Origin of the sequence: Eikenella glucosivorans (assembly GCF_016025525.2) — a bacterium.
In the GTDB taxonomy this organism is placed as follows: Bacteria; Pseudomonadota; Gammaproteobacteria; order Burkholderiales; family Neisseriaceae; genus Eikenella; species Eikenella glucosivorans.
The window spans coordinates 24498-47586 of the sequence record NZ_JACSGR010000001.1 but is presented as its reverse complement, the minus strand read 5'-3'; the positions used below and the strand labels follow the sequence as shown (position 1 = coordinate 47586).

Annotated in this window: 22 protein-coding genes; 6 read left to right on the top strand and 16 right to left on the bottom strand. The window is 59.8% G+C overall.

From position 1 onward, the window contains the following. Positions 1–175 precede the first annotated feature (175 nt). Both H9Q10_RS00225 and potE read left to right on the top strand, forming a co-directional pair. The gene (locus H9Q10_RS00225; RefSeq protein WP_197902041.1) at positions 176–2338 is read left to right on the top strand and encodes an ornithine decarboxylase; all 2163 of its coding nucleotides are present in this window, start codon (positions 176–178) and stop codon (positions 2336–2338) included. 124 nt (positions 2339–2462) lie between these two features. Next, on the top strand, positions 2463–3779 hold the full coding sequence (gene potE, locus H9Q10_RS00220; RefSeq protein ID WP_197902040.1) for a putrescine-ornithine antiporter: 1317 nt from the start codon (positions 2463–2465) through the stop codon (positions 3777–3779). A gap of 363 nt (positions 3780–4142) precedes the next feature. On the opposite strand, the gene apbC is transcribed toward potE, so the two are convergent. Then, positions 4143–5225 (bottom strand): iron-sulfur cluster carrier protein ApbC, encoded by a 1083-nt coding sequence (apbC, locus tag H9Q10_RS00215; RefSeq protein ID WP_197902039.1) that lies wholly within the window; start codon positions 5223–5225, stop codon positions 4143–4145. Between the two features lie 108 nt (positions 5226–5333). After that, complete coding sequence (locus tag H9Q10_RS00210) at positions 5334–6587, bottom strand: cell division protein ZipA C-terminal FtsZ-binding domain-containing protein (protein WP_197902038.1); 1254 nt, start codon at positions 6585–6587, stop codon at positions 5334–5336. Between H9Q10_RS00210 and H9Q10_RS00205 the strand changes: the two genes are divergently transcribed. Beyond that, a complete protein-coding gene (locus H9Q10_RS00205) occupies positions 6586–6738 on the top strand; it encodes a hypothetical protein (protein WP_197902037.1) in 153 nt (50 codons plus the stop codon). The two genes, H9Q10_RS00210 and H9Q10_RS00205, sit on opposite strands and share 2 nt — an antisense overlap. A 38-nt stretch (positions 6739–6776) precedes the next feature. On the opposite strand, the gene H9Q10_RS00200 is transcribed toward H9Q10_RS00205, so the two are convergent. The 10 genes from H9Q10_RS00200 to H9Q10_RS00155 all read right to left on the bottom strand — a co-directional run bounded on the left by H9Q10_RS00200 (position 6777) and on the right by H9Q10_RS00155 (position 15850). After that, complete coding sequence (locus tag H9Q10_RS00200) at positions 6777–8216, bottom strand: sensor histidine kinase (RefSeq protein ID WP_197902036.1); 1440 nt, start codon at positions 8214–8216, stop codon at positions 6777–6779. A gap of 200 nt (positions 8217–8416) precedes the next feature. Next, positions 8417–9094 (bottom strand): response regulator transcription factor, encoded by a 678-nt coding sequence (locus tag H9Q10_RS00195; RefSeq protein WP_197902035.1) that lies wholly within the window; start codon positions 9092–9094, stop codon positions 8417–8419. A 353-nt stretch (positions 9095–9447) separates the two neighbouring features. After that, positions 9448–11301, bottom strand: coding sequence for a PglL family O-oligosaccharyltransferase (locus H9Q10_RS00190; protein ID WP_197902034.1), 1854 nt, complete (start codon positions 11299–11301; stop codon positions 9448–9450). After that, positions 11298–11645 (bottom strand): DUF2069 domain-containing protein, encoded by a 348-nt coding sequence (locus H9Q10_RS00185; RefSeq protein WP_197902341.1) that lies wholly within the window; start codon positions 11643–11645, stop codon positions 11298–11300. The genes H9Q10_RS00190 and H9Q10_RS00185 overlap by 4 nt, the downstream gene beginning before the upstream one ends. Positions 11646–11929: 284 nt before the next feature. Beyond that, positions 11930–12688 carry a twin-arginine translocase subunit TatC gene (tatC, locus tag H9Q10_RS00180; protein ID WP_197902033.1) on the bottom strand — a complete coding sequence of 253 codons (759 nt, stop codon included), beginning with the start codon at positions 12686–12688 and terminating at the stop codon, positions 11930–11932. Further along, on the bottom strand, positions 12685–13155 hold the full coding sequence (gene tatB, locus H9Q10_RS00175) for a Sec-independent protein translocase protein TatB (protein WP_197902032.1): 471 nt from the start codon (positions 13153–13155) through the stop codon (positions 12685–12687). Before tatB ends, tatC begins: the two co-directional genes overlap by 4 nt. Positions 13156–13158: 3 nt before the next feature. Continuing rightward, the gene (gene tatA / locus H9Q10_RS00170; RefSeq protein ID WP_197902031.1) at positions 13159–13374 is read right to left on the bottom strand and encodes a Sec-independent protein translocase subunit TatA; all 216 of its coding nucleotides are present in this window, start codon (positions 13372–13374) and stop codon (positions 13159–13161) included. A 226-nt stretch (positions 13375–13600) separates the two neighbouring features. Continuing rightward, complete coding sequence (locus H9Q10_RS00165; RefSeq protein ID WP_197902030.1) at positions 13601–14569, bottom strand: histidine kinase dimerization/phospho-acceptor domain-containing protein; 969 nt, start codon at positions 14567–14569, stop codon at positions 13601–13603. Positions 14570–14661: 92 nt separating this feature from the next. Then, the gene (locus H9Q10_RS00160) at positions 14662–15624 is read right to left on the bottom strand and encodes a GlxA family transcriptional regulator (protein ID WP_197902029.1); all 963 of its coding nucleotides are present in this window, start codon (positions 15622–15624) and stop codon (positions 14662–14664) included. A gap of 40 nt (positions 15625–15664) precedes the next feature. Further along, positions 15665–15850: an uS11 family ribosomal protein gene (locus H9Q10_RS00155; protein ID WP_197902368.1), complete on the bottom strand. Its 186-nt coding sequence runs from the start codon at positions 15848–15850 to the stop codon at positions 15665–15667. 32 nt (positions 15851–15882) lie between these two features. On the opposite strand from H9Q10_RS00155, the gene H9Q10_RS00150 reads away from it, so the two are divergent. Further along, positions 15883–16734, top strand: a complete 852-nt coding sequence (locus H9Q10_RS00150) for an MBL fold metallo-hydrolase (protein ID WP_197902028.1) — start codon at positions 15883–15885, stop codon at positions 16732–16734. A gap of 56 nt (positions 16735–16790) precedes the next feature. Here the strand turns inward: H9Q10_RS00150 and H9Q10_RS00145 are convergent, their stop codons facing one another. Together H9Q10_RS00145 and H9Q10_RS00140 are read right to left on the bottom strand one after the other, a co-directional pair. Then, positions 16791–17240 (bottom strand): hypothetical protein, encoded by a 450-nt coding sequence (locus H9Q10_RS00145; RefSeq protein WP_197902027.1) that lies wholly within the window; start codon positions 17238–17240, stop codon positions 16791–16793. A 151-nt stretch (positions 17241–17391) separates the two neighbouring features. Further along, positions 17392–18093 (bottom strand): response regulator, encoded by a 702-nt coding sequence (locus H9Q10_RS00140; RefSeq protein WP_238480099.1) that lies wholly within the window; start codon positions 18091–18093, stop codon positions 17392–17394. Between the two features lie 277 nt (positions 18094–18370). Here H9Q10_RS00140 and H9Q10_RS00135 point away from each other — a divergent pair, with 277 nt between their 5' ends. After that, the gene (locus H9Q10_RS00135) at positions 18371–18940 is read left to right on the top strand and encodes an inner membrane CreD family protein (RefSeq protein ID WP_197902026.1); all 570 of its coding nucleotides are present in this window, start codon (positions 18371–18373) and stop codon (positions 18938–18940) included. 109 nt (positions 18941–19049) lie between these two features. Here the strand turns inward: H9Q10_RS00135 and H9Q10_RS00130 are convergent, their stop codons facing one another. Together H9Q10_RS00130 and lpdA are read right to left on the bottom strand one after the other, a co-directional pair. Next, complete coding sequence (locus H9Q10_RS00130) at positions 19050–19862, bottom strand: DUF2189 domain-containing protein (protein WP_197902025.1); 813 nt, start codon at positions 19860–19862, stop codon at positions 19050–19052. A gap of 106 nt (positions 19863–19968) precedes the next feature. Further along, positions 19969–21771: a dihydrolipoyl dehydrogenase gene (gene lpdA, locus H9Q10_RS00125; protein ID WP_197902024.1), complete on the bottom strand. Its 1803-nt coding sequence runs from the start codon at positions 21769–21771 to the stop codon at positions 19969–19971. Positions 21772–22114: 343 nt separating this feature from the next. Between lpdA and pssA the strand changes: the two genes are divergently transcribed. Next, positions 22115–22903 carry a CDP-diacylglycerol--serine O-phosphatidyltransferase gene (gene pssA / locus H9Q10_RS00120; RefSeq protein WP_197902023.1) on the top strand — a complete coding sequence of 263 codons (789 nt, stop codon included), beginning with the start codon at positions 22115–22117 and terminating at the stop codon, positions 22901–22903. Positions 22904–23089: the final 186 nt, after the last annotated feature.

Sequence of the window (23089 nt, the reverse complement as noted above, 5' to 3'; positions counted from 1 at the left end):
TCGAGGCGGCTTGTGCTAAAATTTGTTTAGCTCGGATGTAGAGCAAATCTACAGTTTCACAAAACTACACAATAATACAGCAGTACCAACACATTCATCACTCCGAAAAAAGTTTTTTCCATTGCTGCCGCTGAAGCTTGGCGGCGGTGTTCATTGAAACACATAGGAGTTTGATATGACGTTTTTAAAAGTAGCAGCCAGCCCGTCTGTTCAACAGGGCTTCACCACTGAATTCGACGTGGTGGACGTGCAAGGTGCCGACCTCGCAGGTATTGGTGCCGTAGTTGCTTCTACCGGCGATGCAGAGCAAGCTGTCAGCCAGGTTGAAGCCACCGGCTTCGGTATCCCGGTATTTGTTGCCTTGCAGCCTGGCGAAAGCGTGCCGGAAAGCCTGCTGACCCGCATCAACGGCGTGATCCAGCTTGGCCGCGGCAACGAAGAGTATTACGGCCGCCAAGTAGCCACCGCTCTGAATAAGTACGAATCTCAGCTTCCTCCCCCCTTCTTCGGCGCCCTGCAACAATATGTGGGCATCGGTAATGCCCAGTTCGACTGCCCGGGACACCAAGGTGGTCAGTTCTACCGCAAACACCCCGCTGGCCGTCAATTCTACGAATTCTTCGGCGAAAACGTATTCCGCGCCGACTTGTGCAACGCCGACGTTCGCTTGGGCGACTTGCTGATTCACGAAGGTCCCGCTTGCGCAGCACAACAACACGCTGCCAAAGTGTTCAACGCCGACAAGACCTACTTCGTTCTGAACGGTACTTCTTCTTCCAACAAAGTGGTAACCAACGCTCTGTTGGCTAAAGGCGATTTGGTATTGTTCGACCGCAACAACCACAAATCCAACACCATTGGCGCACTGGTTACCGGCGGCGCTATCCCGGTTTATCTGCAAACTACCCGTAACCCCTTCGGCTTCATTGGCGGTATCGACAATGCCTGCTTCGAAGAATCTTACATCCGCGAACAGCTGGCTAAGGTTGCTCCGGAACGCGCTAAGGAAGAACGTCCGTTCCGCCTGGCCATCATTCAGTTGGGTACCTACGACGGCACTGTTTACAATGCCCGTCAGGTAGTAGACCGCATCGGTCATTTGTGCGACTACATCTTGTTCGACTCTGCTTGGGTAGGCTACGAACAGTTTATCCCGATGATGCGCGACTGCTCTCCGATGTTGCTGGAACTGAACGAAAACGACCCCGGCATCTTCGTTACCCAGTCTGTACACAAACAGCTGGCCGGCTTCTCTCAGGCTTCCCAGATCCACAAAAAAGACAGCCACATTAAAGGTCAGAAACGCTATTGCAGCCACAAACGCTTCAACAATGCGTTCATGATTCACGCTTCCACCAGCCCGTTCTACCCGATGTTCGCCTCCCTCGACGTGAACGCCCGTATTTTGGACGGCGAAGTGGGTCGCAACCTGTGGCGCGACTGCGTAACCGTGTCTATCGAAGCCCGCAAACTGCTGCGTGCAAGCTGCAAGCTGATCAAACCGTTTATCCCCGAAACCGTCGACGGCAAACCTTGGGAATCTTACCCGACCGAACAGATCGCCCAAGACCTGCGCTTCTTCGAATTTGAGCCGGGCGCCAAATGGCACTCCTTCCCGGGCTACGGCAAAGGCCAATACTTTGTTGATCCGTGCAAATTCCTGTTGACTACCCCGGGTATCAACGTGGAAACCGGCGAATATGAAGACTTCGGCGTGCCGGCCACTATTTTGGCCAACTTCCTGCGCGACAACGGCATCGTTCCGGAAAAATGCGACTTGAACTCCATCCTGTTCTTGCTGACTCCGGCCGAAGACCTGGCTAAGATGGAACACCTGATCGCCTTGATCGCCCGCTTCGAACAACACATCGAAGCCGACAGCCCGATGAGCGAAGTGGTGCCTACCGTATACGGCCGCAACGCCGAATACTACAAAGGCTACACCATCCGCCGCCTGTGCCAAGAAATGCACGACTTCTACAAACGCAACAACATGAAACAGTTGCAGAGCGAGATGTTCCGTGCTGACGGCTGGCCGAAACAAGCCATGCTGCCCTACGAAGCACAGCAAGCCTTCATCCGCAACGAAGTGAAACTGGTTCGCTTGAGCGAAATCGCCGGTCAGATCGCTGCCGAAGGTGCCCTGCCTTATCCTCCGGGCGTACTGTGTACCATCCCGGGCGAAGTTTGGGGCGGTGCGGTGCAGAAATACTTCTTGGCTCTCGAAGAAGGCATTAACTGCTTGCCCGGCTTCGAACCCGAGCTCCAAGGTGTGTATCTGCAAACCGTGGAAGACGGCAGCCGCCGTGCATTCGGCCACGTTATCGTGAAAGACTAAGGCCGTGTCAGGCTACCTGAAACGGTTTCAGGTAGCCTCTATCTGATGATGATTTGCGCGGTAAGGCAAACTGCGCCGGAACATTGGCAAAGTTTGCTTACCGTTTTAAGAAGGATTTATTACTATGTCAACCTCTCAAAACAAGATGGGCGTGGTGCAGCTGACCATTCTCACCATGGTGAATATGATGGGCTCCGGCATCATCATGTTGCCAACCAAATTGGCTCAGGTTGGTACGATTTCTATTTTGTCATGGCTGGTAACCGCTGGCGGTTCCTTGGCCTTGGCTTACGCGTTCGCCAAGTGCGGCCGCTTCAGTAAAAACGCCGGCGGTATGGGCGGTTATGCTGAATATGCTTTCGGCAAATCCGGCAACTTTATTGCCAACTATACCTATGCCGTTTCCCTGGTAATCGCCAACGTGGCCATTGCCATTACCGCAGTGGGCTATCTGGCCCAGCTGATGGATTGGAAACTTACTCCGCAAGAAATCGCCATGTGGACCATCATTTTCGTATGGGTTACCACTGTGGCCAACTTCGGCGGTGCTTCCATTACCGGTAAAATCGGCGGCTTCACCGTGTGGGGCGTGGTGATTCCGGTGGTGGGTATTTCCATTATCGGCTGGTTCTGGTTCAGCCCCTCTATGTATGCCGATGCTTGGAACCCGCATAACTACGGTGTGTTTGAGGCTCTGCCGAAATCAATCTCCATCACTCTGTGGTCATTCCTTGGTTTGGAATCTGCTTGTGCGAACGCCGATGCCGTGGAAAATCCCGAGAAAAACGTGCCGATCGCTGTATTGGGCGGTACCTTGATGACTGCAGTTATCTATATCGTTTCCACCAACGTGGTGGCCGGTATCGTGGACAACGCTGCTTTGGCTGCTTCCGATGGCCCCTTCGGTTTGGTGTTTGCCCAAATCTTTACCCCGGCTGTCGGTAAAGTGGTAATGGCTCTGATGGTGCTGGCTTGTACCGGTTCACTGTTGGGCTGGCAGTTCACCGTGGCTCAAGTGTTCAAATCCAGTGCTGATGAAGGCTACTTCCCGAAAGTATTCAGCAAAGTCACCAAAACCAATACCCCGCTGGTTGGTATGCTCATCTTGTGCGGCGTACAAACCTTGCTCTCCCTGATGACCATGAGCGAAAACTTGAGCGAACAGTTTGACGTGTTGGTGAACTTGGCTGTGGTAACGAACCTGGTGCCCTATGTACTGTCTATGTCTGCCATCTATGTGATGCAGAAAGTCAGCAACGTGCCTGCCGGCGAATTGAAACTGACTACCTTCATCGCCCTGATTGGTAACATCTACAGCTTCTACGCCCTGTATGGTTCAGGTGCCGAAGCAATGCTGGGCGGTGGCTTGGTAACCTTCTTCGGCTGGGTAATCTACGGCCAGGTTGCCGGCAAAAAATACGATTTGAAAGAACCGTATTAATCCCGCCGCAACAGCTAGTCTAAGCAACATTTAGACAAACCTGCTAAAAGCAGACCCCGAAATTCTAATTAGAGGAGAATTCGGGGTCTGCGCTTTTTCAGGTAGCCTCTAGAGATAAGGGCTACCTGAAAAGCGGCTATCTGCAAAACGCAGCTGCAAAAATCTAAGCCCTCCAGCAAGAGACAACGCTGCGGGTTTGCTGCCGGTTGCTTCCAAGAAAAATTCTCAGGTAGCCTTTTAAAAGGGCTACCTGAAAAACAAAAGACCAGCTGGAAAATGCCGGCTTCAACCCTGTTAAAACCATTGGCGAAGTTGCCGATATTTTCAGGTAGCCTTTCCTGTTTCAGCTACACCGGCCCGCCGCTATTCCACCACAATCTGCGGGAAGCGGCTGCTGAAATCCTTGCCCTTGGCCGCTATCGCCAAGGCAACCTGCCAGGCCGCATCGGTGTAGATTTGCGCGATGGCCGGATTGGCCGACTGCATGGCCGCCGCGCTGCCACTGTCCATTGCCTCGCGCACGGGCAGGCTCAGCGGCAGCTGCCCCAAAAGCGGCACGCCCAAGCGTTCGGCCAGCACCTTGCCGCCGTCTTGGCCGAAAATCGGCTCGTGGTGGCCGCAGCGGCTGCAAATGTGCACCGACATATTCTCCAGCACGCCGAAAATTGGGATGTTCACCTTGCCAAACATGTCCACCGCCTTGCGCGCATCAATCAGCGCAATATCCTGCGGCGTGGTGACCACGATCGAACCGGTTACCGGAATCTTCTGCGACAGCGTGAGCTGGATGTCGCCCGTACCCGGCGGCAGATCCACAAACAGGTAGTCCACATCATCCCATTCGCTCTGAAACAGCAGTTGCTGCAAGACCTGGCTTACCATCGGCCCGCGCCATACCACGGCCTGATCGGTGTCCACCAGGAAGCCGATCGACATCACCTGAATGCCCTCGGCCGAGCGCACGGGGATGAAATGCTTGTTTTCCTGCTGCGGCTTGCCGGCGGGCACGCCGAGCATGGTGGGCTGGCTGGGGCCGTATAGATCTGCATCTAAAATGCCCACGCGCGCACCCATCCGCTGCAGCGCCACGGCCAGGTTGGCGGCGGTGGTGGATTTGCCCACGCCGCCCTTGCCGGAAGCCACGGCGATGATGTTTTTCACGCCGCTGATGGTGCGCACGCCGGGCTGGACTTTGTGCGTGGTGATTTCGCTGCGGATGTTGATTTGCGCGCCTTGGGAGCAGCCGGCGGCAGCCAGCGCGGCGGCAATATCCTGCTTCAGTTGGTCGGCGATATGGCCGACGGGGAAGCCGAAGCACAGGTCGATGGCGAGGCCGTGTTCGTTTGCTTCAATGGATTTCAGGGGGCGGCTGCTGCCGATGGTGAGGCCGCTGTTGGGGATGGCGACGGCTTCGATGGCGGCGCGCAGGTTGCTGGGTGCGTGCATGATGTTTTCCTGATGGTGTGATAAGGAGTTGGTTGGGGAAACAGGCTACCTGAAAAATGGGTGTCCACTTTTCAGGTAGCCTGTTTGGCTGTGGATGGTTGGGTGGGATTATGAAAACAGCCGCTTGGCCAGCTCGCTGCCGGGCTCGATGCCGACCTGTTTCATTTCGCCCTGCCGCGCCACCACGTAGCTGCGGATTTCTTTCAGCCATTGAGTGGAGAGTTCTTCCAGCTTGTCGTTGACCAAATCGAGGCCGAGCATGCTGGAGAGTTTGACGGCGATATCCATGAAGCGGTTGAAGTTTTTCTCGCCGTCGGGGATGTGCGGCGCGTCGAACAGCATGCTGATGCCGCGGTAGTTTTGGCTGGAAAGCAGGGTGGCGGTGAAGGCGCTGTTGTCGAGGGTGGAGATGGCGAACAGCGGCTCGCCTTTGGCGTCGTTCAGGTAGAACATGCCGTCGTGCGAGAGCTCGAAGCCTTGGCGCTCCACGGCGTTGCGCAGCTCCACGCCGCTCACGTTGTTGCGGGAAACCAGATGGATGGCGATGGTTTGATCCACGCGGGCACAGAGCTCGTCGAGCGGGCGGGCGATGGAGAGGAAGGTGTCGATGTCGGTGAGCAGCAGGCCGCCGTCCATTTTTTCGGCAAAGGCGTTGGCCTGCTCGCCGAATTGCTCGAGCTCGGCGATGCTGGCGAGGCCGTTGCGGCTGATGGCTTGCAGGCCGATGACGAAGCCTTGGTAGTATACGCTGGGAATCGGCTCGGCGATTTGGAAGCGGTCGTCCATGGTGCAGCCGGCGATGCGGAAGCGGTGGCGGCTGGAGAGGCGCGGCATGGCGTGCAGCTCCTGCGGTTCTTTCAGCGAGATGTAGCACAAATAATCAAAGCGGCTGTCGAACCAGGGCAATTGCTGTTTGGCCAAATCCTGCAAATCGAGCAGCAGCTTGCGCTTGGCCGGCTCTTGGGTTTGCGAGGGGGCGGGGGTGGGCACGGGCTGGAAGTTGAAGGCGGGCGCTTCCGCGGCGGGCTCGGCCTGCAACACCGGCTCGGCGGGCTGGGCAGGTTGTGGGGCAGGCTCGGCAGCGGGGGGTTCATCAGCGGCTTCGGCCGGGCGGTCGGGCTGGACGAAGGAGGGCTGCAGGCGTGGGGCCGGCTCGGCTTCATCGGCTGGCGCAGGGGCTTGCTGCTGGCCGTCGCGCACGGAATGGGTGCGGCTTTCCAGCAGCGCGTCTTTGTCGGCGTGGCCGAACTGGGCGCGGATGGAGTCGCGGTATTTCTTTTCCTGATAGGTGTTGTACAGCAATACGCCGAACACCGGCGCGAAAACCAGTAGGGCGATAATCAGAAGGGTGTTGGTGCTCATGGGGATTCCATCCAAGGGTTATCTGCTGTTGAAACAGGCGGATTATACCAAAATCGGCAGCCAAGCCGCGGCGGCGCTGAGGCTACCTGAAAATGTCGGTTATTGCAGCCGGCGTTTTTCAGGTAGCCATACAATTGAGGAGGCTGCCTGAAAGCATCGGTTTCAGCGAAGCCAACCATATGGGGCGGTTTAGGAGGCCTGCTGGGCTTCGTCGCGCCCGCGTTCGCGTTCTTTTTCTTCGCGCTTTTGCTGCTTGGCGGTGAGCTTGGGCAGCTCGAAGCGGATGTTCAGGCCGTTGGGTTCGACGTTGTTGGCGTTGATGAGGCCGTCGTGTTTGCCGATCACGTGGCGGGCGATGGCCAGCCCCAGGCCGGTGCCGGGCTTGTGGGCGCCGCTGTCGGCGCGGTAGAAGGCGGTGAAGATGTGCGGCAGCTGCTGGGGGTCGACGCCGGGGCCGTTGTCGGTAATGTCTACCACCCAGTTGTGTTTGTGCTCGCCGAGGCGGATGTTGATTTGGCTGCCTTCGGGGCTGTAGGCCATGGCGTTGCGCAATACGTTGTCGAAGGCGCGGTAGAGGTAGCCTTCGTTGGCGGACACGGTGGCTTCGGCATCGGCTGGGTCGTAGTTAAAGGCGATGTGCTGGCTGTTTTGGCAGGCGATGGCGCGGCAGTCTTCCACCAGGTTTTCCAGGAAGGGCACCAGCTTGAGCGGGTCTTTTTCCATTTCCACATTGGCGGTTTCCAGGCGCGAGAGGGTGAGCAGCTCGCCCACGAGTTTGTCCATGCGGGTGAGCTCTGATTCGAGGCGCTTGATGTTTTGCTCCTGCTTGTGCGGCTGCACTTGCAGCAGCGCCAGCAGGGCCTGCATGCGCGCCAGCGGCGAGCGCATTTCGTGGGAGACGTGGTGCAGCAGGTGGCGTTCGCGTTCCACCAGTTTTTGCAGCTGGCCGGCCATGCGGTCGAACTGTACGGCAAGCTTGGCCAGCTCGTCGCGCCGGCCGATGAGCTGGTGGGAAATGCGGGTTTCGAGATCGCCTTCGGCCAGGCGGCTCATGCCGCGCTCCAGCGTGCTGATGGGCTGGGAGATATTGTTGGCGAGGATGTAGGCCAATAAGAGGCCGACGATGATGATGAAGCTGAGGATGATGAGTTCGTGCCACACCGGCGCCATTTCCACGCCGGGAATCATCAGCGGCGAGGGCAGGCGGGCGGGCTGTTGTTTGTCCCAGTCGGCGAGCATGAAGATGTATTCTTCACCCAGCGGGTCGTAGGCCACGCGCACCACGCGGGTGTTGGGGAATTCGGCGGCGAATTTGCGCGCGGCAAGGATGCGCGAGGGATCAACCTGACGCTGGAAAATATCGGCTTTGCTGTCGCCGGAAATCACGAGGATGTTGTCGAATGTGGGGGTGTTGTTCCAGTCTTGCAGGGTTTCGCGCACGCCGGAGAGGCCGCGGGTTTGAAACACGGTTACCGTGCTGTTGAGCAGGCCGGTTTCGAAGGCGCGCTGCTGCTTGAAGCGGGTTTCGGCCACTTTGTCCTGCACCAGCCAAAAGGAGAAGCTGGCCACGAAAATGGCGGCGATGATAACGAAGAAGAAGGTGAGGAAGATCCGCTGGAACAGTTTCATGGATTTGCTTTGGCGGGAGGGGGAACGGGCGGACAAACCGAAAAACGAAGCCGCCGTCAGTCGGGGCGGGCTTGGCGGCGGCTAAACGGTTTCAGGTAGCCTCTATGTTTTAGTTGTGCTGAAGCGAACGATTTAGCTTCGCTGAAGCTAACGCTTTCAGGTAGCCTCCGGGCGGATAGGGGCTACCTGAAAATCGTGCGTCAGTTTTTCACAAACAGATAGCCCAGGCCGCGCACGGTTTGAATCAGCGATGCGTCGCCCAGCTTGTGGCGGATGCTGGAGATGTGCACGTCGATGCTGCGGTCGAACTTGGCCAGCTTGCGGTCGAGGGCTTCCAGCGACAGGGTTTCTTTGTTCACCACCTGGCCGGCGTGGCGCATCAGCACTTCCAAAAGGTTGAATTCGGTGCTGGTGAGCTCGAGCGGGGCTTCGCCGATGGTGGCTTGGCGTTTGGCCGGATAAAGGGTGACGCCGCTCACGGAAATCACGTTGGGCGTGCTGTTGTCGGGCTCGGCCTGGCGGGTGCGGCGCAGGATGGCGTTGATGCGCGCCAGAAGCTCGCGCGGCTGGCAGGGCTTGGGCACGTAGTCGTCGGCGCCCATTTCGAGACCGATGATGCGGTCGATGTCGTCGCCTTTGGCGGTGAGCATGATGATGGGGATTTTGCTTTGCTGGCGCACGGTTTTGAGCACGTCGAGCCCGCTGAGCTTGGGCATCATGGAATCCAGCACCACCACGTTGTAGTTGCCGTTGAGGATTTCATTCACGCCGGCTTCGCCGTCGGGCACGCTGCTGACTTCCAGGCCTTCGGCGCTCAGGTATTCGGTTAAGAGTTCGGTGAGCAGGGCGTCGTCGTCTACCAATAAAACTCGGTTCATGATTACTCCTTAATTTGGGATGCCGCGCGCGGCGGCGCAAACTTTTACAGGGATTGAATCGGATGATGCGGTTGGCTGTGTGGTTAATTTAATCTGTGTATAGCCGTTTAATTTCAAGTGTCTTAACACTTTGCCTGATAGCGGCGCACAAGCCAAATTCTTTTGCGTATCTTTGCGTAAGCCGGGGCTGGGATTACGGGTGTGAAGTTTTGCTTGTGTCTGCGGCCGGGTTTTCAGGTGGCCTGTGGCGGATTGTAGGCTACCTGAAAATGTTTAACCGCATTGGGGCCGGTGCTTAGGCTTTGCGGACAATCGGCCTTGGTTTCGTTTGGGCATTGTTTTTCAGGTAGCCTTCAGCGGCTGCTGCCTTGGCTGGTGCTGCCAGCAGCTGGGCTGGCGTCGCCGGCGGGCTGGGTGCCGCAGGTGAGCTGGCCGGCGGCTTCGGGCATGGTTTGCACATAGCGCTGACATTGTTCGCGCAGGGGCTGCACGATGGCGGGCGGGGCGCGGAAGGCGGCGGCGGTGCTTAAGAGGTGGGGCTGCTGTTTGGGGTAGTAGCGGCCCATGTTTAAGAGCCAGTCGGCGGCTTCGCGCTCGCGGCCGTCTTGCTCCAGATAGAAGGCGCGTACGGCGGTGTTGGCGTAGGGGCGGAACAGGCTGGCGCGCAGGGCGGCGTCACGCCCCCATTCGGGCAGCGGACGTAGCCAGTCGATTTTGCGGATGAGGCCCATCTGGGCGTAATACTTGAGGAAGTAGTGTTGTTCTTCCAGTTCGCGCAGGGTGTCGACTTGCTTGTATTGCGGGTAGTTTTCGGTGGGATTGGCGTAGGCGTAGATGAGGCGGTGGTAGGCGAAGCCGTATTGCAGGGTGATGGCGATGGCGAGCGCGGCCATCGCGGCGCCAAGGCGTTTGGTCCACATGCCCGGCTGCGGGCGCACAAACCAGCCCGGCGTTTTGGCCGGCGTGAGGCTCATCATCACCGCGAAGGGTGTGAGGAAATACACATACCACAAGGGATACTCCAGCAGGCTGTGGCACAGCGATACGGTCATCAAAGCCAGCATCAGCGCCGAAGACGCGCCCAGCCCCCGTTTCAGGTAGCCTTTGGCCACCAGCAGCCAGCCGCCGAACACTAAGATTGCGCCAATCATGCCCATTTCGGCTAGGATTTCCAACATGCTGTTGTGGCTGTGGGTGAAGAGCACGCCCACGTCATAATTTCGGAAGCCTGCGCCGCGCCCCGCCAGCGCGAAACTTTCGTGCGCATAGCCCTGCCAGCCCACGCCCAGCCACGGGTTTTCGGTAAACACCGTCCACGCCTTCGCCCACTCCGAAGCACGCCCCGGGCTGGCCGCATCGCCCGACACCAAACGCCCCACGCCGGAAGCTTCCACATCGCTCGGCAGGAAATTGTTGATCAGCCAAGGCGTCAGCAGCTGCGCCGCCAGCACGCCGAACACCAGCAGCCAAGTCAGCGCGCACCAGCGGCGCAGCGGCCGCCCGCCCAGCACATACAAAAACGGCAGCAGCAGCAGCAGCGCGCCCACATACAGGATAATCGTGCGCGACGTAATCACCCCCACCACCTGCAACAGGAACACCGCCAGCACCAAGGCCAGCAGCCCCGGCAGTCGCCGCCGGCTCCACAGATAGCCCAGCGAAAGCACGCCCCACATCATATAGTGCCCCAGGTGGTTGCGCTGCCCCACCTGGCCGAACACGAAATACTTATGCGGCGAGCGCATCAGTCCCGGCAGCCAGCTCGTGTGCCCCACAAACTGAAACACGCATACCAAGCCCTGCAACAGCGCCCCCGCCAGCAGCGCCCAGGCGAAGATTTCCACCACCCTATCTTGCCCCAGCCGGGCTACCTGGAGCCGGCAGGCCCAAGCCAAAAGCGCCATCACGCAAAACACCGCCGCCGTCAAATCCGACATCTGCGGATAGGGCAGCCGCAAAATCCGCGCCTGCACCACCCAAAAGCCCGCCAGCAGCACGAAATACACCATTGCCGCGGGCAGCCGCGCGCGCACCGGATTGAGCCACAGCGTGAGCAGCGCAAACAGCGCCGCAAACATCAACGAGCCGCTCTCGATAAACCAGCCACCCTGCGGCCCCGTGCGCCACGACGACAAAAACGGCACCACCGCCATCAGCGCCATGCCCAGCCACACCACCCAGCTTTCCTTCAGCCGCTGCCACATCATGCCCGCTCCTTCCTGCCTGAGCGCACAAACATCAGGCACGACACAAAAAACACCCCGCCCGCAGCCAGAGCCGCCGCCGCGCAAGCCCGGCTTGCCGGCGCCGCGTCAAACAGCCGCACCACCGCCTCCGCCGCATAAAACAGCACCAGCATTCCCGAGAACAGGAAGCTTTGCCGCCGCCGCCGCAACACGCCCGGCAGCAGCAGGCAGAGCGGCAGCGCCTTGAGCGCCAGCCACGAGCCGCCCGGGCGCAGCGGCGCCAGCCACAGTTCCCAAGCCAAAGACAGGAAAATCAGCGCGAGCAGGCTGCACACGGCCATGCGGTAGGCGGAAGATTGGGCAATCGGCATCGGTTGTTCAAATAAAAGAAAAGGTTGGATGAAGTAGCAAAGGCTACCTGAAAAAGTAAATCAAGTTTTAGCTGCGTTGAAGCAGACGCTTTCAGGTAGCCTCAAGCGCCCGAAAGATTATCGATAAAGAGGCTGCCTGAAAATCCCAAATGGTTTGAACCCAAATACTGTCTATTTTGGTTTCGCCAAAATTTGAGTACTCGGTTTCACTGTGTTGTAGCCATATTTTCAGGTAGCCCGAACAGGGTTAGAGGCTACCTGAAAATATGCCAATCGATTTAACCTGGCTCATCCGCATCCGTCGTTGCCGGCAATTCGGCCGCTTCCGCATTCGGCTTGGTCAAACGGCACATCAGCAGCCCCGCCTCATACAGCGCAATCAGCGGCACCGCCAGCAGAAACTGCGAAATCACATCCGGCGGCGTGATGATGCCCGCCACCACAAAAGCCGCCACCACCACATAAGGCCGCGCCGTTTTCAGCGCCGGGAGCGGCACCACGCCCATGCGGTAGAGCAGCACCACCAACACTGGCAGCTCAAACGCCGCGCCGAAGGCCACAAACATCCCCAGCACGAAGGAAAGATAGCGGTCGATGTCCGTCATCATGCTCACCCCTTCCGGCGTGGCCGAGGCAAACACCTTAAACACCAAAGGGAACACCAGGAAATAGCAAAACGCCATCCCAGCAAAAAACAGCCCCACGCTGGAAAGCAGCAACGGCGCAATCAGCCGCTTCTCGTGCCGGTAGAGCGCCGGCGCCACAAAAGCCCACAGTTGGTACAGCGTGTGCGGCAGCGACACCAGAAACGCCGCCATCAGCGCCACCTTCAGCGGCACGAAAATCGGCGCGATCACATCGATAGCCTGCATGTGTGCGCCCGGCGGCAGGCTTTCCATCAGAGGCTTGGCCACCAGCGAATAGAGCGTGTTGGCAAAGGGCACCGCCGCAAACAGGCACAGCAGCAGCACCGCCACCACCCAAATCAGGCGGCGGCGCAGCTCCTTCAAATGCTCCACCAAAGGCTGGGCGTTCATCGGCGGCCTCCCGCCTGTTTGCGCACCCGCAGGCGCGGCCGGATGCGCGCGCGCGGCTGCAGTTTGCGCCGCCCGGCGCGGGCGCGCTGCTGGAGCGAGGGCGTGTGGAAACCCGGCTGCACCGGGCGGGGGGCAGGTTCGAAATCGGCATCCATGCCGAAATCGGCGGGCGTGCGCTGCGGCGGCAGGCGCTCCCAGGCCGGCAGGTTGGGCGAAGCACCGGCGCGCAGCTGCTGCATTTCCTGCTTGAGCTCATTGGCGGTGCTGGCCAGCGTTTCCTGCATGCGGCGCAGATCGGCCATATCCGCGTGTTGCGCCAGCTCGGCCCTCAGGCTGCCGGCCAGGCGCTGGATTTTGCCCAGCATCCGACCCAGCGCGCGCGCCGCCTGCGGCAGCCGCTCCGGCCCGAGCACCACCAGCGCCACCACGGCGGCCAGCAGCATTTCGCTGAACGCGAAGTCGAACATGGCTTATTCGCCCGGTTTCTCTTCTTTATGCTCGGCAATCTGCTTGGGCGCGGCGGTTTCCGCCTCGGTTCCGCCTTCGCTGCCTTCGTTCAGGCCTTTTTTGAAATCGTGAATCGCGCCGCCGAGGTCTTTGCCCACGTTACGCAGTTTTTTGGTGCCGAATACCAGCACCACCACAAGAAGGATGACCAGCCAATGCAGGCCGCTTGAAATACCCATGATGTTTCCTTTCGGTTCGCGTGCACATGCCGCCGCGCTGTTTCAGGTAGCCTTTAACCGTGTCGGAACCAACCCGCGCGGGGCGGTTTGCCGCTTGTTTGGAGGCAGCTGCGATTGTAACAGCGGGCGCGGCAAACCGAAAGAACGGCGGGCGGCTACCTGAAAGCGTCAGCTTCAACCGGTTAAAACGAACGAAGCGAATTTTCAGGTAGCCTTTGTCTGGCTGCTATTTGCCGCCGGTATCAAAAAACACCAACCCTGCCTCCACCCCGCCTTCGCAATTGGCCAGCACCAGGCGGCCTTGGTGCAGGCGCATGATTTCGGCGGCGAAGCTCAAGCCCAAGCCGCTGCTGCGCTTGCCGTTGGCGCGGGGCAGGGAATAGAAACGCTGGGGGATTTTGGCCAGCGCGTAGTCGGGAACCGGCGTGCCTTGGTTGCGGACGGCGAGCGTGGTTTTGCCGTGTCCGCAGGTAAGGCGGATGCGGATTTCGCTGCCTGCGTCGGCAAAATCGATGGCGTTGTAGAGCAGGTTGTCGAGGGCTTGGCGCAGCAGCAGCGGGTCGCCCTGCACGGTGCGGGGCGGGCAGTCTAGGGCGAGATTCAGTCGTTTGCCATGCAGGGCGGCGCGGCTGTCTTGTGCGGCTTGGGCGGCAAGCTGCGCCAAATCGACGGTTTGCGTGCTTGGCAGGCTGTCGCGGTTTTCCAGGCGGGCGAGTTCGAGCAGGCGGGCGATGAGCTGCTTTTGGTTTTCGGTGTTGCGGCGGATGCGGTCGAGCAGTTGCCGCTGGTCGGGGCTGAGCGGGCTGTCTTGCAGCAGTTCGAGCGCGGCCTGCTGGGCGGTGAGCGGGGTTTTGAGCTCGTGGGTGAGGCCCAATACATAGTTTTCGATGTGCTGGCGGTGGTCGAGCTCATCGCGCAGGCGGGCGACGGCGTTCACAAGGCGGTAGAGGTAGCTGTCGCCGAAACGCGGCTGCGGGGCGGGACGGTTGGCGGCCATGGCTTCGGCATAACGGCGGATGCGGCTGATGCTGCGGGCGAGCCACCAGGCGAGCGTGCCGAGCACGAGCAGGTTGGCGGCGAGCAGGTGGGGAACATACGGGCTGCCGTGCGCCAATGCCCACACGGTGAGCAGGATAAGGATGCCGAGCAGGACGAAGAACAGGCGCAGGCTGAGGTGGGTGAAGTATTTGAGCATAAAGGCTACCTGAAAAACAGGGAACGGTTTTTGGGATAAGCGGTGTCGGGTTTTCAGGCTGCCTTTTCAGGCTGCCTTTTCGGCTGTCTTCCTCACTTCCCGAACACTTTCCGCCACGCGTTCGGGCTGGTCTGAAACTTGGCTTTGAACTGCGCGCGCAGATTCGCCGCGCTGCCGAAGCCGCTCTGCTCGGCGATGCGCTCAACCGGCCAATCGGTGTTTTCCAGCCAGTCCTGCACCTGCCACAGGCGTTCCGCTGTGAGCCATTCGCCGAAATTCATGCCGGTGGCACGGGAGAAATGGCGGATGAAGGTGCGGCGGGATACGGCCAGCCTGGCTGCCAAATCGTCCAGGCGGTGCGGGGCGGCAAGGTTCTGCCGCAGCTCGTCCAGCAGGCGGTTGATTTTGTCGTCGCTGGTGCGGCGTTCGGCGGGGCGGCGGGTAAATTGCGCCTGCCCGCCTTCCCTGTGGGGCGCGGCGACAAGGGTGCGGGCGATGTCGTTGGCGGCGGTCGCGCCGTGGATTTTGCGGATGAGGTAGAGGCAGCAGTCCAGCCCGCCTGCCGCGCCCGCCGAAGTCAAAAAGCCGCCGTCTTCCACATACAGGCGGTTGGTATCGAGGGAAACGCGGGGAAAGCGGCGGACAAAATCGCTTTCGGCCAGCCAGTGCGTGGCGGCGGTTTTGCCGTCCAGCAGCCCCGCGTAGGCCAGCGCGTAAGTGCCGTAGCACAGGGCGGTGATTTGCGCGCCGCGTGCCGCCGCCTTGTGCAGATGTGCGGTCAGGGCGGCAGACGGGGCTGCGGCGATGTCGCGCCAGCCGGCGATGACGATGATGTCGGCTTTATCCATCAAATCCAGTCCGCCATGCACGGGAATGTTTGCCCCCAATGCCGTGGCAACGTTTTGCCCGTCGTCGGCGCAGATTTGCAAATCAAACAGCGGCTTGCCCTGATGGGCTACCTGAAACACGGAAAAAGGAATGTTGAAGACGAAATCGTTCATGCCCGATTGGGCGTACAGCGCGGTTTTCGGGGCGCGGCGGTGTGTAGGCTGCATATTGGCACCATCCTTGCGGAGATTGGCAATATGGCCGATTTTAGCCGCTTTGCCCGCCGCGTAGGATCTGTTTACATTCAACTTGCGTAGCGGGTTTTTGCGGCAAAAACGGCAGATGCAAGGCAAAAAGCGCAGCAAGGTTGGACACCTTGCGAGCATTTTTAACGCAGCAGCCGCCGGAATTTGGCCAAAAAACCGCCGCAATGTTGGGTGTAAACAGATCCATATGCGCCCCATCATTTTTCAAGGAGCAACATCATGAAATTCAAACGCTTTATTTTCGCCGCCGTTTTGGCCGCTGCCGCGCTTTCCGCACAAGCGGGCGACCACTACCAGCACATCCGCAACGCCACCGCCAAAGTGGAATACGCCGGGCAGACCTTTCTGATTGACCCGTTTTTCGCACCCAAACACGCCATGAACGGCTTTGCCGGCACATTCAACAGCCAGGCCAAAATCCCTCTGGTCGGGCTGCCGATGGACGTGAACAAGATTCTGGACGGCGTGGACGCGGTGATTGTTACCCACACCCACGAAGACCACTGGGACGAAGCCGCCGCCCGCGCCATCCCCAAAACCCTGCCCGTGTATGTGCAGCACGAAGCCGACGCGGCGAAAATCCGCAGCCAGGGCTTTGCCGACGTGCGCGTGCTGAACGGCACGGCGGATTTCAACGGCATTTCCCTCAGCAAAACCGGCGGCGCGCACGGCACGGAAGCCATGTATGCCGACCCGCAGCTTGCCGCATTGCTGGGCGACGCCATGGGCGTGGTACTGCACAAGCCCGGCCACAAAACCGCCTACATCATGGGCGACACCGTGTGGACGGCGGACGTGAACAAAGCCCTCAATACCCACAAGCCCGACTACCTCATCATGAATACCGGCTACGCGCTGATTCAAGGCATTCCCGACAGCATCATCATGGGCACGGCAGACGTATTGAAAGCCAGCCAGGTCATGCCGCAAGCCAAAATCATCACCGTGCACATGGACACCGTGAACCACACCGCCGTCAGCCGCGCCGATATGCACAAATTCGTGCGCGGGCAGGGCATTGAAAGCCGCGTGCGGATTCCCGCAGACGGGGAAAGCGTGAAGCTGGATTGATACGCGGCCGGTCGGGTAAACAGCAGCCTTCCGCAGCCGATGCCGCTTGAAAAAGCTTATCGGCGATAACGGACAACAATCGCCGTGCCGCCGTCTTGTTTGTGGTAATACGCCCCCGCTTCGCCCCATGCAAACCGGCGGCACCGGCCCGCCGCCGATGTGTGGATGGTGCACGGGGTGTCGCCCAATTGCCGGTCTAGCCACCGGTCAAACTGTTTTCTGCGCTGCAATTCACGCGCTTCCGACCACGCTTCCCAGCCCGTGTCTTCGCCTGTCGGGCAGAAAAACAGGGACAGCCTGGCCAGCCGCTGCTGCTCAAACCAAGCGGTAACGGCATATCGTTCCGCCTGCCCGGCAAACGACACGCCGAAAGAAACTGCCCCGGCCTGCGGATGATGCGGGCGGGATTGGGGAAACAGGGCAATCCAGTCGTCCGGGGAGGTGTGTGCGGTGATGATGCGGCCGTCCGGCAGGGTAATGCTGCCGTTTTCGGGGGTGATTTTCATTGGGCTTGTTTCCATATACGGCTTCAGGATTTGCGGGGGGCGGGTTATGCCTGCGGCCAAGCCGGGCTGCGCTGATGCTGATGCTGATGCTTTCAGGCAGCCTTTTGTATTTCAGGCTACCTGAAAAATCCGGCAGCCTGAAAACGCCATATCATTCCCCGTTAAAGCTATATCCCAACCCGTGATGGGTGCGGATGGGCTCGCCGTCCACGCCCGCTTCGCGCAGTTTGTGGCGCAGGGCGCGGATGTGGGTGTTGACGGTGTGCGGGTCGGAGGGGCGGTTGCCGCCGAACATGGCGGCGAGCAGTTCTTCGCGGCCGAACACGCGGCCGGGGCGGTGCAGCAGGGTACGCAGCAGGCGGTATTCGCCTTGGGTGAGCGGCAGTTCGCGCCCACGGTGGCGGATGCAGCAGGCGGGCGCGTCGTCGTGCCACACGGGGGCCGGGGCGGGTTCGGCGGGCGGGGTTTGCGTGCGCCGCAGCACGGCTTTGACGCGGGCGGCGAGTTCGCGCGGGCTGAAGGGTTTGCCGATGTAGTCGTCGGCGCCGAGTTCAAGCCCGAGGATGCGGTCGGTTTCTTCGTCCTGCGCGGTGAGCATGATGACGGGCTGGGCATACTGCGGGCGCAGGGTTTTGAGGAACTCGAAGCCGTCGGTGTCGGGCAGGCCGACGTCGAGCAGGAGCAAGTCGAAATGTTCGCGCGCGAGCAGTTGCCGCGCCTGCCCTGCGGTGGGGGCGATGCGGGCGGTGAAGCGGGCGCGGGCGAGGGAGAGCTCGACCAGTTCGGCGATTTCGCGTTCGTCTTCGATGATGAGGATATGCGGGTTCATGGCGGGGGCGGGGTTGTCTGCCAAATGGCGGATGGGCGTTTGGGGCGGTCGGTTTTCAGGCTGCCTTTTTCAGGTAGCCTTTGCGCCCGATGCGTGTATGGCCGGAATCATGGTTTCTTCATCACACGGCATAATTTTGGCGGTATTGTACGCAAGGGCGGCGGGCGGCACACGCTTTCAGGCTGCCTTCTTCATAAAATCTTCATTTTTGCTCCACGGGAAATTGACGCGGCCCAGGCATACTGTGCGCGGTGGGCAGGCGTGTGCCCTGCCGTGTTTGATTCTTTGAAGGAGCAGAAAAATGTCGAAAAAACTATGGAGCGTGCTGGGGCTGTGCCTTGTGTTTGCCGTGGTGCTGTTTGCGATTTACGGCCTGGCGGAGCAGCGGGGGTATTACCGATCGAGCGCGCTGTTGGACGCGGAAGGCTACCGCATGATTATCCGCAGCGTGAAATACGGCATGGTGCTGGTGGTGCTGGTGTTTGCCTCGTTCTTTTTGAGCGAGGTGTTGCAGGAATGGCGCATCCACCCGGTGCAGTATCTGCTGGTGGGCGCGGCCTTGTCGATTTTCTACCTGCTGCTGCTTTCGCTGGCGGAACACATCGGCTTTACCGCCGCTTATTGCATCGGCGCGTTTGCCTGTATCAGCCTGCTGTGCTGGTATCTGCATTTCGTGCTGGCCACCACGCGCGGGGTGTATATGATGACCGCGCTGCTCACGGCGGCCTACGGCGCAATGTTCGTGCTGGTGAGAATGCAGCAATACAACCTGCTGGTGGGCTCCTGCCTGCTGTTTGCCACGCTGTTTGCGGTGATGTATTACACGCGGGAGATTGATTGGTATGCGCTGGGCGGGGAAGCTAAAGATTAGTGCGTGATGGATAGATAAAGGCTACCTGAAAAATAATCGATAGGTTTTCAGGTAGCCTTTCTGTATGCGGTTGCGGCAGGCTACCTGAAAATACTCAAGGCCTGCCGGATTAGCCGTTTGCTTGGTTTGCGGTGTGCGAGGGGTAAATGTCGCGGCAGATCAGGTAGCACAGCGCCGGATCGAGCGGGCCGAAGAGCAGGGGCAGCAGGATGTAGTCGAGCTGGAAATACCAATCCGGGTCGAACGCAAACAGCCCGCTGCCTGCCCACCACATGAAGATGGAGATCAACCAGAATGGGGATAAGGCAATCAGTATCGGCCGCCAGTTTGCGCGGGCGGCACGCAGGCTGGCGCGGATGGCCGGTTTGGCCGGCACGGCGGCAAGCATCAGCGGCGACACCAAGAAAAAGGCCGCCGACCACAACGGCATCAACAGGTTCATGATGAGCAGATAGGCAGTGAACTGGCCGGAGGGGGAAAGGCTGCGTATTTCGCTCAGGAAGGCGAATAAGCCGTTTGGCAGGGCCATGTAGAAAAGCAGGAAGAGCAGCAGCCAAACGCCCGCCAAGGAGGGAAGGCGGCGGCACAGCAGCGGCAGGATGGCGCGCCAATCGGTTTGGCCGACGGTTTGTTGTTGGTGCACGGCAAACAGGCCGAAGGAGGACAGCAGCAGCCCAATTTGCGAATCGGCCAAGTCGTGCAGCGTGCGCCAAGCCCACCAGTGTTGCTGGCCCCATGCCTGCCAAGGGGTGTGTTCTATGACAGTCCAGTAGATACCTGTGCCGATGATTTGGAGCAGGGTGAGGCCGAAGAGGTAGGGCACGAGCCGGCGCTGGCACATCAGCCGGCAGGCTTGTTTCAGCCAGCGCAGGCCGGCGGCGGCCGGATGGCGTTGGGGCGGGAGTGGGGCGGTGTGCGGCATATTGGTTGGATGGGTTGTTGGCGGGATGAGGATACAGAAAAACAGGCTACCTGAAAAATGCAGAACGGTTTTTCAGGTAGCCTGTTTGGCTTAAGCAATCAGATGATTATTTTTTCTTGCGCTGCGGCGGCAGGTCGGTGCAAGTGCCCGTGGCCACTTCGGCCGCCATGCCGATGCTCTCGCCCAAGGTTGGGTGCGGGTGGATGGTTTTGCCGATGTCGGTGGCATCGCAGCCCATTTCGATGGCCAGGCAGATTTCGCCGATCATGTCGCCCGCGTGCGTGCCGACGATGGCGCCGCCGATAATCAGGCCGCTATCCGCATCGAAAATCAGCTTGGTGAAGCCTTCGTCGCGGCCGTTGGCGATGGCGCGGCCTGATGCGGCCCACGGGAATACGGCTTTGGTGATTTTGATGCCGTCGCGCTTGGCGATTTCTTCGGTCACGCCCACCCAAGCCACTTCGGGGTCGGTGTAGGCCACGCCGGGGATCACGCGCGCGTCGAAGTAGGCTTTGTGCCCTGCGCAGTTCTCGGCAGCCACATGGCCTTCGTGCACGGCTTTGTGCGCCAGCATGGGCTGGCCGACCACGTCGCCGATGGCATAGATGTGCGGCACGTTGGTGCGCATTTGCTTATCGACTTCGATGAAGCCGCGCTCGGTTACAGCCACGCCGGCTTTCTCGGCGTCGCACAGTTTGCCGTTCGGCGCACGGCCGGCGGCCACCAGCACCAAATCATAGCGTTGCGGCTCTTTCGGCGCTTTTTCGCCTTCAAAGGTCACATAAATGCCGTCCGGTTTGGCTTCCACGGCCACGGTTTTGGTGTTGGTCATGATGTTGTCGAAGCGGTGTTCGTTCATCTTCTGCCATACTTTCACCAAATCGCGGTCGGCGCCCTGCATCAGGCCGTCCATCATTTCCACCACGTCCAGGCGCGCGCCCAGCGTGCTGTACACGGTGCCCATTTCCAAACCGATGATGCCGCCGCCGATCACCAGCATTTTTTCAGGTAGCCTGCCGCCGTTTTGGCGCAGTTCCAGCGCGCCGGTGCTGTCCACAATGCGCGGGTCTTCAGGGATGAAGGGCAGTTTCACAACGCGGCTGCCCACGGCGATGATGCAGTTTTTGAAGGCGATGGTTTTTTTCTCGCCGGTTTCGCTGGCCTGCTCGTATTGGGGCGATTCGGTGAGCGCCACTTCAATGTGGTTGGCGCCGACGAATTTGCCGTAGCCTTGAATCACGTCCACTTTGCGGCCTTTGGCCATGCCGGACAATCCGCCGGTGAGGCGGCCGACCACTTTTTCCTTATAGGCGCGCAGTTCGTCGATATTGATTTCCGGCGCGGCAAATTTAATGCCGTTGGCGGCCAGGTGTTTCACTTCGTCGATCACCGCCGCGTTGTGCAGCAGGGCTTTGGACGGGATGCAGCCCACGTTCAGGCACACGCCGCCCAAGGTTTTGTATTGCTCGATGATGGCGGTTTTCAGGCCTTCGTCGGCTGCAGCGAAGGCGGCGGAATATCCGCCCGGGCCGCCGCCCAGCACGACCACGTCGTATTCGGCATCGGCCGTTCCGCCGAAAGAGGCGGCCTGCGGGGCGGGCGCGGCGGCTTTCGGGGCTTCCTGCGCGGGGGCTGCAGCGGCTTTGGGCGCTTCGGCCGCGGCAGCCGCGCCGGCGGCTTCAATCACGGCAATCACGCCGCCTTCGGAGATTTTGTCGCCCACTTTCACGCGCACTTCCTTCACCACGCCTGCGGCTTCGGCCGGCACGTCCATGGTGGCTTTGTCGGTTTCCAGCGTAATCAGCGTGTCTTCCACGGCGATGGTGTCGCCCGCTTTGATTTCCACGGCGATGATGTCCACATTTTCGTGGCCGCCGATGTCGGGTACTTTCAGCTCGATCAAGCTCATTATTTTTGCCTTTCTTGAGTGTTGGGTTGTGTGCGCCATATCAATCGCTGCAACCCGTGGGTTGTATTAGGGGAGGGCTACCTGAAAAAGGCTACCTGAAAGCGTCAGCTTCAGCACAGCTCAAACGACCGAAGTGAGTTTCTGTAAAGCCAAAACTGAAACCGCTTCCGGCCAGCCCGATGGTTTGCTCAAGGGCGGATTATAGCGCACTTCGCCGCTTTGCCTGCGGCTTTGTTTTCGGCATGAAGGCCGGCCCGGTTTGGCGCGGATGGCGCGGCGGATTGCGGTGCTCGGGCGGTTGCGGTATATAATGCCCGCTCAAACCGTAGTTTGCGAGATTGCCATGAACCCGTTCGATACCCCCGGACAGCCTGCCAGCCGCCGCGAGGCCTTCCGTCAAAACAGCATTTACCTGCTGCCCAATTCTTTCACGCTGGCGGCCTTGTTTTGCGCCTTTTTCGCCATCACCCAAGCCATGCACGGCCGCTATGAGGCAGCGGCGGTGGCGGTGTTTGTGTCGATGCTGCTCGACGGCATGGACGGCCGCGTGGCGCGTTGGACCAACAGCCAGAGCGCGTTTGGCGAGCAGCTCGACAGCTTGGCCGATATGGTGAGCTTCGGCGTGGCGCCGGCGCTGATTGCCTATCAGTGGCAGCTCAACGATTTCGGGCGCATCGGCTATTCGGTGGCCTTTATTTACTGCGCCTGCGCGGCTTTGCGCCTGGCCTTGTTCAACACGCTGATCGGCAAGGTGGATAAGCGTTGGTTTATCGGCATCCCGAGCCCGACGGCGGCGGCGCTGGTGATCGGCCTGGTGTGGATGGATCACAATTTGGGCGGCCTGCCGCTGGCGCGCTGGTGGTGTTTGATCATCACGCTGTTTGCGGGCTTGTCGATGGTGGTGCAGATCCGTTTTTGGAGCTTCAAGGAAATCAATGTGCGGCGCAAGGTGCCGTTTTTCGGGCTGATTTTGGCGGTGCTCGGCTTTTTGGTGATCACGTGGGAGCCGTCGCTGGTGCTGTTCCTGCTGTTTCTGACCTACAGCCTGTCGGGCTATGTGCTGTGGTTTTGGCAACGCGGCTGCAAACAGAAGCAGCAAGCGAAGCCGGAAGACGGGCAAGAGGCTACCTGAAAGCGTCAGCTTCAGCGCAGCTAAAACGAGCGAAGTGAGTTTCTGCGAAGCTAAGTAAGGGGTTGCGCTTGTCGAAGGCTACCTGAAAACTTTGGGCGGCTGAGAGGCTGCCTGAAAATCTGAATATGAATGCGCCGCTGCCGATTTGCTTTCCGGCGGCGGTTTTTGCTTAGATGGAGAAGATGG